The organism is Phenylobacterium sp., assembly GCF_044372605.1.
Taxonomy (GTDB): Bacteria; Pseudomonadota; Alphaproteobacteria; order Caulobacterales; family Caulobacteraceae; genus Phenylobacterium.
In genome coordinates this window covers 1-14,644 of record NZ_JBILRO010000060.1, presented here as the reverse complement: position 1 = coordinate 14,644, position 14,644 = coordinate 1, and the positions used below count along the sequence as shown (strand labels likewise).

The window sequence follows — 14,644 nt, the reverse complement described above, 5'->3', positions numbered from 1 at the left end:
GATGATGGACGCGGCCGCGGATCTGATCGTGGCGACGATCAACGTGGCCGCGACGGTGACTATCGCGGTCGCGGCGATGACCGCCGAAGCTGGGATCGAGGCGACAATGGCCGCCACCGCGGTGATCGCTACGACCGCGGCCAGCGCTGGGAGCGAGGACGGTATCCGTCGGTCTACTTCAGCCCCTATCGCTATCGCTACGCCTGGCGGCCGCCAAGTGGCTACTACGCCTACAACTGGTCCTTCGGTGATTTCCTGCCGCGGAACTGGTACGGGTCCGGCTCCTGGCTTTCGGACCCCTGGCGGTACGATCTGCCCTGGCCGCCGCCCGGCTATGAGTGGGTTCGGGTAGGCTACGACGCCCTGCTGGTGGATGAGTACACCGGTCGCGTCGTGCAGGTGGTTCGCAACATCTTCTGGTAGTCAGCCCTGAAGCCCGTTCGTTTCAGTCTGTCACACTCTGTTGGCAGGCGGCGCAAAGGCCTCTGGCTTCCAGCGTTACCCGCCGCACCGCATAGCCAGCGGCTTCGGCGGCCGAAAGCTGGGCGGCGAAGTCGGGGGCGAATTCCTCGGCCTCGCCGCAGCAGTCGCAGATCAGGAAGGCGGCCGCGTGCCCGCCCTCCAGGCGGCAGGGCACATAGGCGTTCAGGCTCTCGATTCGATGAACGAATCCCAGTCGTTCCAGGAACTCAAGTGCGCGGTAGACCGTAGGCGGTTTTGCCGCCTGGCCCCCAGCGCCGAACGCGGCGATCAAGTCATAAGCCTTGAGGGGGGCGTCTGCCTGCAGCAGCAATTCGAGGGCGCGCCGACGCGGCGGCGTGAAGCGCTCCTGCGCCGCCAGGCAGCGGTCGCCGGCGGCGTCGAGAGCACGGCTGAGCGCTAGGTCCTTGAGCCCGTGATGCACGTGCTGGCCGTGATGGTCGCAGGCGTCCGTCATGAACCTCAGCTAACTCAGTTCAGCCGTCATCCGCAACCCGGATGCCTCGCGCCATCCGGGCTCAGGCCTCTTCGGTCTCTGACGCGCCGGGACCTTCGCCGCCCTCGAAGGTCTTGGGCTTGCGCCGACGAACGCGCACGGGCTTTTCGACATCTGCCTCGATACTGGGCGCCGGCGCTGGCCGAGCCTGCAGGAAGGCCGGCGCATGGCTGGCCCCCCCGTCGGAATCCCGCAGCATGGCGCCGCGCGGCTCCGGCGCTTCCACGGCCTGTACCGTAACAACGGGAGCCGGCTCGCGCTCGACACGTTCTGGTCGGTCGCCGCGATCCTGGCGGTCATAGCGTTCGCGGCGCGGCTCCTCGCGACGCACCTCGTCGCCCTCGGCGCGGGGTCTGTCATCGCGCGGCCGATCATCCCGGGGGCGGTCATCACGGGGCCGGTCATCACGCGGGCGATCATCACGGTTGCGGTTTCGATCCCGGTCGCGGTTATTGTCGCGGCTGAAGCGTTCACGGTTGCCGGTCCCGTCGTTGCGCGGACGGTCGTCACGGTTGCGGTCCTCGCGGGGGCGATCATCCCTTGGGCGATCCTCACGCGGTTGCCATTCGCTGCGGTCACGAGGGCGAGCCTGATCGCGGACATCGCCATCTTCAGCAGGTTCGCCGGCGGCGGTGGCGGCCTCATCAGCGGCCAGCGCCTGGGCCTGACCGGTCTCGTCTTCGAAATCGATGTCGTAGCCGGACGAGAAGTGGTCCCGCCCCAGAATCTCGCTTGCCGGCCGGTTCGGCTGGATGGCGCGCAGGAGGCGGAAATAGTGCTCGGCGTGCTGAAGGTAGTTTTCCCCCAGGACCCGGTCGCCGGCGGCGTTGGCGTCTCGCGCCAGCTGCTGGTATTTTTCGAAGACGTGCTGCGGGTTGCCCCGCACCTTCACGCCCTCGGGACCGTTGGAATCAAAGGCCCGGTTGGCGTTCTGCGTGGGCTTCATGTTGCCCCCGCCGCCGCCGCCGCCCCGATTGCGCCCACGTTGGCGCTTCATACCCTTGAAATCTCTCATATTTTGAAAACCGTTAGGCTCTTTCCTGAGCGCCAGTTCGGCGGCCTTGCCTTCAGCTTGGCGAGCGTCTTGCCCGATCAGATTGTTGAAGACGTTTGTGTTCCCCGTCTTCCGCCCTGGAGCTCGTCAGCGAGAGGCCTTTTTTGAGGAAGCGTCGCGCCTGTCGGGTCGGGCGGGCGTCCTTCATGGGGACGCTTCTACCGGCAACACCGACGAATTAGGGTGGAGACAAGGAGACGTGTAGCGAGTCAGGCGACTGTTTCCAAGGCCTTTTTCATTCCGGCCACCACCCGGTCCCGGTCCGACAGATCCCGGATGGTCTGGACGCCTTGGGCGCCGGCGGCACGGAACAACGCTTCGACCTCGGCCTTCTGGTCGTAGCCGATCTCCACCGCGAAGCGACCGCCGGGCTTGAGAACACGCAGGATCTCCGGTGCGAGCACCCGGTAGTGATCGAGCCCGTCAGGGCCGCCTTCAAGGGCGATCCGGGGCTCGTGATCGCGTACCTCCGGCTCCAGGGTTTCGATGACGTGATTGGCGATGTAGGGCGGATTGGACACCACCAGATCGAACAGGTTCTCACCGAGACCCGCCGTCCAGTCGCTGCGCAGGAGGGCGATGCGACCTGCCAGGCCAAGGGCGGCAGCGTTGTCGCGGGCGACGGCCAGGGCGTCCTCGGAGATGTCGATACCCAACCCGCGAGCGGCCGGACGCTCTGCCAGCAGCGCAAGCAAGATCGCGCCGGATCCGATCCCCAGGTCGAGTATTGACCACGCGGCATGTTCCGGAAACTCGCGCAGCGAAAACTCGACGACGGTTTCGGTGTCGGGCCTTGGCGTCAGTACGTCGGAAGTGACGTTGAGCATGATCTTCCAGAAGCCCTTGCGGCCCAGAATATGGCTGACCGGTTCGCGGTGTTCCCGGCGAGAGAGATAACTATCCAGTGTTGCTTCCTGCTCCGGGGTCAGCAGGCGATGGGGATCGGTAACAATATCGACCCGGGTGGCGTCGGCGGCGGCCTCGACCAGAAGCCGGGCGTCGATGACGGGTCCATTCAGGCCGGCGGCCTGAAGCCGTGCCTTGGCCTGGCCCCACGCCTTGACCAGCGTCAGGCTCACGATCGGGCCTGCGGTTCGGTGACGGCATCGCCCAGACCCACAGTTCCCGCCGCCGTGACGTGGACGTAGATCCCGCAGAACATGTGTCCGTAGTTGTCGAACAGCGCCTTCACGACATCCAGATCGGCGACCGCCGTGGTGGGGTCGACGTGGGTCGCGGCACAGCGGACGATAGGCTTGAACACCCGGGCCCGGGCCCAACCCAGCATCAGGTCGCGATCCTCCCAGTCGTTCTCAACCCAGGCGGGCCAGCCTTCGACGTAGAGGTTGGCGCGGAAGCGCAAAGGATCCAGCTCCACGCCCATCTTCGCTGACAGATCGCGGACGCTGGCCATGTTGATGATGGAGACCTGCCCCTTCGGATGGTCGGTGAAGCGGAAGGCTCCGCGCGCATCCACCACTTTCAGAGGCCCGCGCGCCTCGTCGCCCAGGACGCGGGTCAGCCAGATCGCAAAAGCTTCCCGTTCACTGGCTTCGGCCAGACGGCCCGAAAAGGTTTCCGCCCCTGGAGCCTGTGCGGTCAGTGCGCCGGTGGTGTCATCCAGACGCGTCCGGACGGCTGCAACGCGGGGGAGGGCCGCGAGCACCGTGAACTTCTGCTTGGGTGTGAAGCTTGGCGCCTCCGGGTTGTAGCCCGATGGCCCGTTCTCAACCGCCCACACCCGGTCCATCGCGAGCCCCTCATTCGGGACCAGGGCGATCTGCTTCAGGGCCTCGGGTGTGAAGCCCTTGATAGGGTGGCGAAAGATCGCTGCAACATGACCGTTCATGGCGGGGCTTCTGACGGAATTCCGGGGTCTCTACAAGCTGGCCCGCCAGCGGTCAGCCCGGCGGCCTGCCGCTGATGCCGCAGTTACTTCCGCCGCTGTCGCACCCTTCGATCCTGATGTCCTGATTTCCACGTCCCCGCGCCTTTGCGTCGGCGGTCCACTCACTGCGCTTCTTGCAGATCTTGGTCGCCCGAACCCGTGAGCCGCTGGTGGGCGATGAGCGGCAGACCAGCGGGTCTTCGGCCTTCGGCGCCGCGGGGGCGCCGGTTACCGTGACGCCGGAAACCTCTGTCGCCTTTTGGGCGTCGCCAGTCTGCTGGGGATCAGCCGCCAAGGCTGTCGTGGCGAACAGGGAAACGATGGCGAGCGTGACTGCTAAGCGCATGTTCAGGTCTCGGTTCGAGGGTTGACCAAGGGTCACAATCGGGGACTGGGGGTGTTTGGGCAAGCCCGCGACTGTCGCACTCTAGCCAAACTCGTCCTCGAGCGCGGCCAGCCGCGCGGCCTGGTCCTCGGCGATCAGCGGTTTGATCACGTCGTCCAGAGCGTCGCCTTCCATCACCTTGGCAAGATTGTAGAGCGTCAGGTTGATCCGGTGGTCGGTGACGCGTCCCTGAGGGAAATTGTAGGTGCGGATGCGCTCCGAACGGTCGCCGGACCCGACCTGGCTCTTCCGGGCATCCGAGCGCGCGGTATCCAGGGCTTCGCGCTGTTGGTCGTACAGCTTCACCTTCAGCGCCTTCATGGCGCGGGCGCGGTTCTGGTGCTGAGACTTTTCCGACGATGTCACCACGATCCCACTGGGCAGGTGCGTGATGCGAACGGCGGAGTCGGTCTTGTTGACGTGCTGTCCGCCGGCTCCGGACGAGCGATATGTGTCGATGCGCAGGTCCTGATCGCGGATCTCGATTTCCACCTCCTCCGGCTCGGGCAGAACGGCGACCGTGGCCGCCGAGGTGTGGATGCGGCCCTGGGCTTCGGTGGCCGGTACGCGCTGGACCCTGTGAACACCGCTTTCGAACTTCAGCCGACCAAAAACGCCGTCGCCGGTGACCGCGGCCACGATTTCCTTGAAGCCGCCCATCTCGCCCTCGGAGAGGCTGTCGATCTCCACTCGCCAGCCCTGGGACTGGGCGTAGCGCTGGTACATCCGGAACAGGTCGCCGGCGAACAGCGCCGCTTCGTCGCCACCAGTTCCCGCCCGGACTTCCAGAATAGCCGAGGCGTTCTCGTCCCGGTCTTTCGGGGCCAGCAGAAGGGCGACCTCACGCTCCAGGGCGGGCAGCTTTTCCTTCAGCGCCTCCAGTTCGTCGCGCGCCATCTGGGCCATTTCGGGATCGCCTGCGGCAGCCATCTCCTCAAGTTCGGGGGCCTCGGCCTTCACGCGTTCCAACGCCATTACCGCGTCGGCCACCGGTTTCAGCTCGGCGTGCTCCTTGGACAGACGGACGATCTCGGCGCCGTCCTTGGCCGCGCCCATGCGCGCTTCGATCTCGCGGAAGCGTTCGAGCACCTGATCGAGTCGGGCCTGGGGAAGTCGCAAGGGGGTTGTCCTGAGGGCGGGGCGTGTCTCTAGCTCAGCAATGCCGCCACGACAATTTCGGTTATCATGATCCGACCGGACCGGGAGACCTGACATGCCAAACTATCACCCAGGCAACCGTGCGCTCCAGGACGCGTTCGGCAGTCGGGCCCTGGCGGATCGGTTGGCAGAAAAGCTGGGGCACACAGTGTTCAGCGAGGCTGACGCGACATTCATCGCCGCGCAGCCCTTCTTCTTCCTGGCGACAGCAGATGCCGACGGACGACCGGACTGTTCCTTCAAGGGCGGTGCGCCCGGGTTTGCACGCGTCGTGGCGCCAGACCTGCTGGTGTTTCCCGACTATGACGGCAATGGCATGTTCAAGAGCCTGGGCAACATCCTGGCCAACCCGCATGTGGGACTGCTGTTCATCTCCATGACCGAGCGCCCGGCCCGGCTGAGGGTAAACGGCCGGGCTGACGTCGTCTCGGACGATCCCCTGATGGCGGAGATCCCGGGCGCCCAATTGCTGGTCAAGGTGACGCCAACCGACATATTCCCCAACTGCCCGAGATACATACCCGATATGTCCACGGGCCGCGCGTCTTCGGATACGCCAAAGGCGGGCGTTACGGCTGACGAGCCGCGTTGGAAAACCTATCCGGATTTCGCGGACGTGACCCCACCACGCCGTCGGCCATAGAAAAGGCTCCCTCCGTCGCCGGAGGGGGCCTCACCGCGCTGAAGCGCGACTGTTTCCTAGAGCACGACAGCTTGAAGTGGATACCGGTTCAAGCGCCCGTCGTGCTCTAAACATTTGATAACGAGCCTGTTTATCCGGTTCAGATGATTCCATCTGAACCGGACAGGCTCTAGGCGCGGACGCCGGTCAGGGCGGCGTTGCCGAACATGCCGAGCTTCACGTTGCCGCTCATCTTGTCACCCTCGACCTTGGCCGAGAAGTCGAGCTTCATCGGCATCGGGCTGGTGATTTCGGTGTTCCAGGTCAGGGTGTCGCCGTCGACGGCGCCCGTGACTTCCTGCGAACCCATGTCGCTATCGACCTTGCCGGTGAAGGTGGCGCCGCTGGTGGCGATGGTGACATCCATCGTGCGCGCGCCCATCGGCGTGTTGATTGTGATCTTCCAGTTGCCGTCTGCAGACATTTTCTAACTCCGGGGGAATGGACCGCCACCTAAGACCGGAAGCGGCCGGTTTGCAAGAGTGACGCGGGCGTCACTTTTGTGATTTTGACTTGCCTCAGGACATGGCGTTCAGCTCGGCGGCCCGGATCTCTGCCGCTCTGGCCTCGACCAGTTCCACGATGTGGTCGACCATCTGATCGTTGTCCATCTTGTGGGCGGCCTTCCCGGCCAGATAGACCATCCCCGCGCCCTTGCCACCACCGGTGAAGCCGATGTCCGTCATGAGGGCCTCGCCGGGCCCGTTCACGACGCAGCCGATGATCGACAGGCTGAGCGAGGTTGAGATGTGGGCCAGTCGCGTCTCCAGAGTCTCGACTGTCTTGATCACGTTGAAGCCCTGCCGGGCGCAAGAGGGGCAGGCGATGATGTTCACGCCCCGGTGACGCAGACCGAGTGACTTCAGGATGTCGAAACCGACCTTCACCTCCTCGACCGGATCGGCAGCGAGGCTGACGCGGATGGTGTCACCGATGCCGGCCCAGAGCAGCGAGCCTATGCCGATGGAGGATTTGACTGTGCCTGTCCGCAACGCACCCGCCTCGGTCACGCCAAGGTGCAGTGGGCAGTCGATGGCTTCCGCCAGCTGCTGATAGGCCGCCACGGTCATGAAGGGATCGGAGGCCTTCACGCTGATCTTGAACTCGTGGAAATCGTGATCCTGCAGGATGCGGGCGTGGCGCAGGGCGCTCTCCACCATGGCCTCGGGGCAGGGTTCGCCATACTGCTCCAGCAGATCGCGCTCCAGCGACCCCGCATTGACCCCGATCCGCATGGAGCACCCGTGATCACGCGCGGCCTGGATCACATCCTTCACGCGCGCCGATGATCCAATGTTCCCCGGGTTGATCCGCAGGCAGGCGGCGCCGGCCTGGGCCGCTTCGATGCCGCGTTTGTAGTGAAAATGGATGTCCGCCACGAGGGGCACAGTGGCCGCCTTGACGATGGCCTTGAAGGCCGCCGTGGAATCCTCGTCCGGGCAGGACACGCGCACGATGTCGCAGCCAGCGTCTGCCAGCTCGCGCACCTGATCGATCGTGGCCTGGGCATCTGCCGTCAGGGTGTTGGTCATCGACTGCACGGTGATTGGCGCATCGCCGCCCACCTCTACATTGCCCACGCGGATCTTGCGGCTGGGCCTGCGATGGATCGCGCGCCAGGGGCGGACGGATGTATGAGCTTCGGCGGTCATGATCTGGTGGAAATAGGGGATTTCACCCGATTTCCCAAGCGGCGCGTCAGGGGATCGGCGGTTTCACCACAGCGGGCCGGGGCGTCGCAACAACAGGCGGCGGTGTCGCCAGCTTGGAAGCCAGAACCTGCTGGGCCGGAAGGACGCCGGTGGACCGGCCATAGACGAAGACCTGGATGTCGTCGGCCTTCGAGACATCCAGGGTCAGGCCATCGACCTGCGGGACGCGGAACGCCTCGCCCTTTGCAAGCTGGCGGGCGAAGTAAACCGATCCATCGGCCCCGCGCAGGATCAAAGACGCGGGCTTGAGCGCCTGGACCGTGATGATCGAGGCCTGTCCGGGCGCGCCGGAGTCATAGACCTTGCCCTGTGGGGCGAAGACCGGCGGCAGTGTCGTCAGGTCCACCCCTGATGTTTCGCTCGCCGCGGGCGCGGGGCCGGCCGCCGCGGTCTCGGACCTCAGGCCCATGGCGGCCGCCAGACCGGGGGTTTCATAGGCCGGCGGTGTGGTCGACTCCACCGGCGCCGGCAGCGGCGCCCCCAACTGGATAACGCCGGTCTTCACCAAGCCAAGCGCCTTGGCGGTAACCGTTTCAGGGGTCAGGGACGAGGGCGGCGCGCTGGCGATCATGGCGCGCTGGGCAACGTTCCAGAGCACAATCGCGGCGACGATCACCAGACCCCCGGTCAGAAAGGCCGCCACCCGCGGGTCACGTTCATCCAGCACGCCCACCGGCGCCTGGAGCGGCTGGTCAAGGACCGGGTCATCAGTCTTGAAACGTTCAACAGCCAGTTCCGGGTCAAGACCAAGACTCGTTGCGAACGCGCGGATGTAACCGATGGCGAAGGGGCGAGATGGCAGGGCGTCGAGCCGCATCTCCTCGATCGCTTCCAGATAGACCCGTCGCACCCGCGTATCGTCGGCAATCTGTTGCAGGGTCAGGCCGCGCTCCTCCCGCGCCGCCTTCAGCGCTTGCCCGAGCGTGGCATGCTGCAACAAGGGGTCTATCGGCGCGGACGGCACCGCGGCGCCCGGCGCCTCATGGGTTGCGGGCGTGTCGGCGGGCTCCGGCGCAGGACGGTTGAACAGGCTCCGCGCCCGCTCCCGGTCTGATCGTCCGGGCGACAGTGTGAAGGTGCGTTTGCCGGGCACGCGGGTCTTGAGAGCTCCAGATGGACGGGGATCGACCCAACGCCCTGAGTATGGCGTGAGTCAGACCGCGACGTAGAGTCGGCGCGCCAGGGTTTCAATTTCATTGCGCACGGAACCGGCGCCGGATTTCAGGAGGGCCGATACTCCACGGCGGGCCGCCTCGCGGTCACAGCCCAGAACCATCTGCTTGACCGGCCCGATACCGGCCGGAGGCATCGACAGCCGTTCAAAGCCAAGGGCCACAAGCGCGAAAGCCTCCAATGGGCGTCCGGCCATTTCGCCGCAAACGCTGACCGGGGTGCCGGTTTCCGCGCAGGCCCGCTGGATCGCTTCAAGCGCCCTCAGCGCGGGGGGCGACAAAGGATCGTACCGGTCGGCCACCCGGGGGTTTCCCCGGTCTGCAGCGAACAGGTACTGCATAAGGTCATTCGTCCCGACGCTGACGAAGTCTGTCATCGGCAACAAGGCGTCCAGATGCCAGATCAGCGACGGCGCCTCGATCATGGCGCCCACGTCGAGCCGTGACGGGGCAGGGCGCCCGCGTCGCTGGGCCCAGGCCACTTCGGTTTCGACCAGGGCGCGCGCGGCGCGGAACTCATCCACATTGGCCACCAGCGGGAACATGATCCGCAAGGGGCGCCCGAGGGACGCAGCGATCAGCGCCCGCAGTTGCAGGCGCAACAGGGCCGGACGGTCGAGGCCCATGCGAATGGCTCGCCAGCCCAGGGCCGGGTTATCCTCGCGTTCGGCCTCCATGTACGGCAGCACCTTGTCGCCGCCGAGGTCCAGGGTGCGGAAGGTTACCGGCAAACCGGCCGCCGCATCCATAACCCGGGCATAAAGGGCCGTCTGGGCATTGAACCGCGGCATCTCCTCGGAGACCATGAATTGAAACTCGGTGCGGAACAGGCCAATACCCTCCGCGCCGGTGTCGGCCAGGCTTTCGAGATCTACGTCGAGGCCCGCGTTCATCAGCAGCGTGACCTTCACCCCGTCACGGGTGAACGCCGGTGTGTCCTTCAATTTGGCGAATTCGGCCTGCCGCTGGCGGCGCACATCGATGCGCGCCTGGATGGCTTTCACCACGTCGGGCCGGGGGCGAAGGTAGGCTTCGCCTGTCTCGGCGTCGACGATCACGGGATCGCCCTCATTGACGCGATCGCGCAGGCCTTGCAGGCGGCCAACGCAAGGGATGTCCAGCGCCCGGGCCACAATGGCGGCGTGGCTGGCGGACGACCCTTCTTCCAGCAACAACCCGCGCAGTTTGGTGCGATCGTACTCCAGCAGGTCGGCGGGCCCCAGGTTCCGGGCGATCAGGACGGCATTGGCCGGGAGTTCCCGCGCCACGCTGCCGGCGCCCGCCAGATGCCGCAGCAGCCGATCATTCAGGTCTTCAAGATCGTGCAACCGTTCACGCAGGTAGGGGTCACGCGCCTGGCCCAGACGGGCCCGGTGCTCGGATCTCACCCGTTCGACTGCGGCCTCGGCGGTCAGGCCATTCTTCACCGCATCTTCGAGGTTCCGGTTCCAACCTGTTGAATGGGCGAACATCCGATAGGATTCGAGAACATCATAGGAGGCGTCGACGAGACCGTGCTGACCCTCCAGCATCTGATCGATTTGGGCTTTCAGCGCGGCCAGCGCGTCTGCCAGGCGCTGCTCTTCGGCGGCGACATCGTCCGACAGCAATTGTGACGAAGCCACCGGGGGTTCGTGCAGCACGACCACGCCGTAGGCCAGGCCCTCGGCGAACTTTGATCCGATCAGTCGCTCGGGCCGCTTGGGCGACAGCTCCACGCCGTCGAGATCCTCGACGCTGATCAGCTCGCCAGACGCCACCATCTCGGCCAGCACCATGGCGACGATCTGCAGGTCCTCGACCTCATCCTCGGTATAAATGCGCTCCGTGCGGTTCTGGACCACCAGCACGCCGATCGCGCGTCCGCCGCGCAGCAACGGCACTCCCAGGAACGCGTGGTAGGGATCTTCGCCGGTCTCAGGGCGATAGGAGAAGGCCGGGTGCGCGGGCGCATCGGCCAGGTTGAGCGGCCTCCCCTGCTTCATGATCTCGCCGACCAGGCCTTCGCCTGGCTTCATGCGCGTGACGTGCACGGCCTTGTCGTCAAGGCCCTCGGTGGCGAAGAATTCCATCTCGCCATTGGCGCGGCGCAGGTAGATCGAGCAGACTTCCGCCACCATCGACAGCGCGATGATGCGCACGACCATGTCCAGGCGTTGCTGCGCGGGCCCGCCGCCGGCCAGCGCCTCCCGGATCTGCTTCAGCAGGCTCCGCTGCCCCCTGAGGGCGACCTGTGTGGCCGTACTTGGCGAAACGTCCTCCCGTCTTTCCGGCCTTCCTTAGCAGATCAATCTTTCAGAAGAGAGATGGATTGCGAGGATTTGCCTCTTCGCGGCGAGCCTGTACGTCGATCAGGCATGGCGGAGCCCAACAGTCCGGCCTAAATCGCAGTTGTGAACGACGAAGCCGAAACTGTTCCGCCCTTTATCCCGCCCGGCGTGATCCCGCCGGAAGAGCCGCTGCCCTTCTTCCACGCCCTGTGGAAGCTGATGGACAACCCGATCGAGACCTGGCCCCGGGCGGTCTATGAGGAGCCGTATTTCCTGCGCGGCGATGACCGGCAGATGTTCCTCTATGCGGCTGACCCCTCCATGTTGAGGGATATCCTGCTGGACAAGGCCGAGGCCTTTCCGAAGGACTGGATGTTCGATCGGGTGACCAAGCCGGCTCTGGGTGAGGGTCTGCTGACGGCGCAAGGCGACCATTGGCGCTGGCAGCGGCGTGCGGCCGCGCCCGGCTTCCGGCCCGACACGGTGGCGGCCATGACGCCGCTGATGGTCTCCGCTGCGGAAGCCGCCCTGCAACGCTGGCGCGACCGGGGTGACGGCGTCCGTCTCGACATAGCCACCGAGATGACCGGCATCACCTTTCAGGTAATCCTCGACACCATGCTGTCGGGTGGCGACGGTATCGACGTCCCCGTCGCCGCACGCATGATCACTGACTATCTTGAAACCCTGGGCAAGATCACGCCCGCCGACCTGTTGCAATGGCCGACCTGGACGCGTGTCGCCCTGGCCCCGCGCGGCTATCGGGCCATGGTTTCGCTGAAAGCCATGGTCGACCGCATGGTGGCTGCCCGTCGCAAGTCGCCGTCGCGCGATGACCTGGTCGAGATGCTGATGCAGGCGAAGGATCCGGAGACGGGGCGCCAGATGGACGACGTGCTGCTGCGGGATAATCTGCTGACCTTCATCGGCGCGGGCCACGAGACCACGGCGCTGGCGCTGACCTGGTCGCTCTACCTTCTGGGCGCCCACCCGCCGACTGCCGCGAGGGTGCGCGAAGAGATCGCCCGGGTGGCCGGCGACGCCACGATCACCGACGCGCACGTCGAGCGCCTAATCTTCACCCGCCAGGTGGTGCAGGAGGCCATGCGGCTTTATCCGTCCCTGCCGCTGATGAGCCGGATGTGCGCCGAAGATGTCGAGGCGGGAGGCCTGAAGGTGACGAAGGGCACGTTCGTGTTCATTCCGATCTACGCCATCCATCGTCACCGCCTTTTGTGGGACCAGCCGGACGTCTTCGACCCTGACCGTTTCAGCCCGGAACGCAGCGCCGGGCGCCACCGCTTCTCCTATCTGCCCTTCGGCGCCGGCCCCCGCGTCTGTATCGGCCAGGCCTTCGCCCAGACCGAAACCGTCGCCATCCTGGCCACCCTGATGCGCGGCGCGGTGCTTGAACCCGATCCCGGTCACAGGGTTCGGCCGCTGATGCGCGTGTCGATGCGGCCCCAGGGCGGAATGCCGATGACGTTGCGGTTGCTTACCTCCCCCGCGTAGCGGCGGGAGGGGGACCGCGCCCCGCAGAGGGCGTGGTGGAGGGGGCAGGCCGGTAGATATAAGGGCATGTGACAAAGGTTTGGCGCGTTGGCTTGCCCCCTCCACCCCCCGCTCTTCGGCGGGCGGTCCCCCTCCCGCCACTGCGTGGGGGAGGTGAGGATCAACTTGAGCTTCGTCCCTGACCGGCGCATCGTCCACTCAACAACAAGACAAGTCGGGGGGCGGGGTGATGCGGAAGTGGCTGGCGTTTGGATTGGCCTGGGCGGTGATATTTGCCGGCGCCTGGCTGGCGCACTCCGTCCAGACGGCAGGTGGAACCACAGTCACCGAGGTGCGGATACCCGCCGGGCAAGGCGTGGTGGTCTCGGGCCTGCTCTATACGCCGGCTAACGCGACGGCGCAGACGCCGGCGCCGGCGATTCTGGTCTCCCACGGCTATATCAACACCCGCGAGATGCAGAGCCCGTTCGCCATTGAGCTGGCGCGGCGTGGATTTGTGGTGCTGGCCATGGACATGACCGGCCACGGCTATTCGGGCGGCATTGTCGGCACGGCCGATTTCGGCGGTCCGGCGGCGCTGCGCTGGCTGCGGGGTCTGCCCATTGTCGACAAGGCCAACATCGGCATGGAGGGCCACTCCATGGGCAGCGGGCCGGTGATGGCGGCCGCGGTCGAGGTTCCCGATGGCTACCGTTCCATTGTGCTGGAGGGGTCGACCCCGGGCCTGCTGGGCGCCAAGGCGCCGGCCAGTCCGAGAAACCTGGCGGTGGTGTTCGGCCAGTACGATGAGTTCGCGGGCCTGATGTGGGGCGTGCCCAAGGGCTCGCTGGTGGCCACCTCGCCCAAGCTGGCCAAGGTGTTCGGCGTCGCGGGACCGATCGAGGTGGGCCGTATCTATGGTTCGGTGGCCGACGGGACGGCGCGGGTGCTACTCAACCCGCCTATAACCCATCCCGGCGAGCATTTTTCCGAGGCCGGGATCAGCGGGGCGGTGGAGTGGTTCCAGAAAACCCTCCCGGCGCCCCGGGCCATGGCGTCCAACAACCAGGTCTGGATCTGGAAGGAGATCGGCACCCTGATCGCTTTCGTCGGCATGGTGTGGCTGATCCTGGCGACCTTCGACCTGTTGTTGGGCTTTGGGGCCTTCGCGAAGCTGAACGAGGCGGCGCAACCTCTCGCCGAACGCCGCAACGGACGCTGGTGGTTGAACCTGTTGATTACCGCAGCCCTGCCGGCGCTGACCTATTTCCCGCTGATGAAGGTGGGGCAGGTGTTCTTCCCGATGCCGCCGTTCCCCCAATGGATCCAGAACCAGCTGCTGGTCTGGGCCCTGGGAACCGCGTTGATCGGTTGGCTGATCGGTTTGTTGCTGAAGCGTGGCAAGCCCGCCTTTTCCAACCGTTGGGCGCTGTCGGCGGGGGCGGCGCTGGCCACCGTAGCGGTAGCCTATCTGTCGCTGGTGATCGTCGATGCGGTGTTCAAGGTGGACTACCGGATCTGGGTGCTGGGATTGAAGCCGCTTGACGCGACGCGGGCTTTCCAGTTGCCGGCCTACCTGGTGCTGTGGACGCTGTTCTTCCTGGTGTCCTTGCGCGCACTGGCCACCGACCTGGCTGTGAAGGGCGAGGGGATTGTCGCCGCCCTGGGCTGGGCCAAGGTCGCCATGGCAGGCGGGTTTGTGGCGCTGGTGGTCTGGCAGTACGCGACCTTGTTCTCCACCGGCCTGCTGGCGACGCCGAAGGAGCCACTGAACGTAATCGTGGCGATCCAGTTCATTCCGCTGCTGGCGATCGTGGGTCTGATCGCGGCCTTCACGTACCGGCGAACGAACTCCT

At 65.8% G+C, this 14,644-nt stretch carries 14 protein-coding genes; 4 read left to right on the top strand and 10 right to left on the bottom strand.

The annotated features are described in order from the left end of the window. The coding region (locus ACIQ42_RS07285) for an RcnB family protein (protein WP_397421546.1) at positions 1–423 on the top strand (423 nt) is incomplete at its 5' end. Between the two features lie 22 nt (positions 424–445). Here the strand turns inward: ACIQ42_RS07285 and ACIQ42_RS07280 are convergent. From ACIQ42_RS07280 to prfA, 6 genes are all read right to left on the bottom strand, one after another. Further along, positions 446–937, bottom strand: a complete 492-nt coding sequence (locus tag ACIQ42_RS07280; protein ID WP_397421545.1) for a transcriptional repressor — start codon at positions 935–937, stop codon at positions 446–448. Between the two features lie 61 nt (positions 938–998). Then, on the bottom strand, positions 999–1,973 hold the full coding sequence (locus tag ACIQ42_RS07275) for a DUF4167 domain-containing protein (RefSeq protein ID WP_397421544.1): 975 nt from the start codon (positions 1,971–1,973) through the stop codon (positions 999–1,001). Positions 1,974–2,239: 266 nt separating this feature from the next. Further along, positions 2,240–3,109 (bottom strand): peptide chain release factor N(5)-glutamine methyltransferase, encoded by an 870-nt coding sequence (prmC, locus tag ACIQ42_RS07270; RefSeq protein WP_397421543.1) that lies wholly within the window; start codon positions 3,107–3,109, stop codon positions 2,240–2,242. Continuing rightward, entirely contained in the window at positions 3,106–3,879 is a 774-nt protein-coding gene (locus ACIQ42_RS07265) for an MOSC domain-containing protein (protein WP_397421542.1), read from the bottom strand. The genes prmC and ACIQ42_RS07265 overlap by 4 nt, the downstream gene beginning before the upstream one ends. Positions 3,880–3,931: 52 nt before the next feature. Further along, positions 3,932–4,264, bottom strand: coding sequence for a hypothetical protein (locus ACIQ42_RS07260; protein WP_397421541.1), 333 nt, complete (start codon positions 4,262–4,264; stop codon positions 3,932–3,934). A gap of 81 nt (positions 4,265–4,345) precedes the next feature. Then, positions 4,346–5,422: a peptide chain release factor 1 gene (gene prfA / locus ACIQ42_RS07255; RefSeq protein WP_397421540.1), complete on the bottom strand. Its 1,077-nt coding sequence runs from the start codon at positions 5,420–5,422 to the stop codon at positions 4,346–4,348. A gap of 94 nt (positions 5,423–5,516) precedes the next feature. Between prfA and ACIQ42_RS07250 the strand changes: the two genes are divergently transcribed. Further along, on the top strand, positions 5,517–6,104 hold the full coding sequence (locus tag ACIQ42_RS07250) for a pyridoxamine 5'-phosphate oxidase family protein (RefSeq protein WP_397421539.1): 588 nt from the start codon (positions 5,517–5,519) through the stop codon (positions 6,102–6,104). Between the two features lie 169 nt (positions 6,105–6,273). Here ACIQ42_RS07250 and ACIQ42_RS07245 read toward each other — a convergent pair whose 3' ends face one another. The 4 genes from ACIQ42_RS07245 to ptsP form a co-directional block, all read right to left on the bottom strand. Continuing rightward, positions 6,274–6,567, bottom strand: coding sequence for a hypothetical protein (locus ACIQ42_RS07245; RefSeq protein WP_397421538.1), 294 nt, complete (start codon positions 6,565–6,567; stop codon positions 6,274–6,276). Between the two features lie 94 nt (positions 6,568–6,661). Next, entirely contained in the window at positions 6,662–7,795 is a 1,134-nt protein-coding gene (gene ispG / locus ACIQ42_RS07240; RefSeq protein WP_397421537.1) for a flavodoxin-dependent (E)-4-hydroxy-3-methylbut-2-enyl-diphosphate synthase, read from the bottom strand. 46 nt (positions 7,796–7,841) lie between these two features. Beyond that, positions 7,842–8,948 carry a helix-turn-helix domain-containing protein gene (locus ACIQ42_RS07235; RefSeq protein WP_397421536.1) on the bottom strand — a complete coding sequence of 369 codons (1,107 nt, stop codon included), beginning with the start codon at positions 8,946–8,948 and terminating at the stop codon, positions 7,842–7,844. 60 nt (positions 8,949–9,008) lie between these two features. After that, positions 9,009–11,234 (bottom strand): phosphoenolpyruvate--protein phosphotransferase, encoded by a 2,226-nt coding sequence (gene ptsP, locus ACIQ42_RS07230; protein WP_397421547.1) that lies wholly within the window; start codon positions 11,232–11,234, stop codon positions 9,009–9,011. 186 nt (positions 11,235–11,420) lie between these two features. Between ptsP and ACIQ42_RS07225 the strand changes: the two genes are divergently transcribed. Together ACIQ42_RS07225 and ACIQ42_RS07220 are read left to right on the top strand one after the other, a co-directional pair. Continuing rightward, positions 11,421–12,809, top strand: coding sequence for a cytochrome P450 (locus tag ACIQ42_RS07225; protein ID WP_397421535.1), 1,389 nt, complete (start codon positions 11,421–11,423; stop codon positions 12,807–12,809). Between the two features lie 229 nt (positions 12,810–13,038). Then, the coding region (locus tag ACIQ42_RS07220; protein ID WP_397421534.1) for an alpha/beta hydrolase at positions 13,039–14,644 on the top strand (1,606 nt) is incomplete at its 3' end.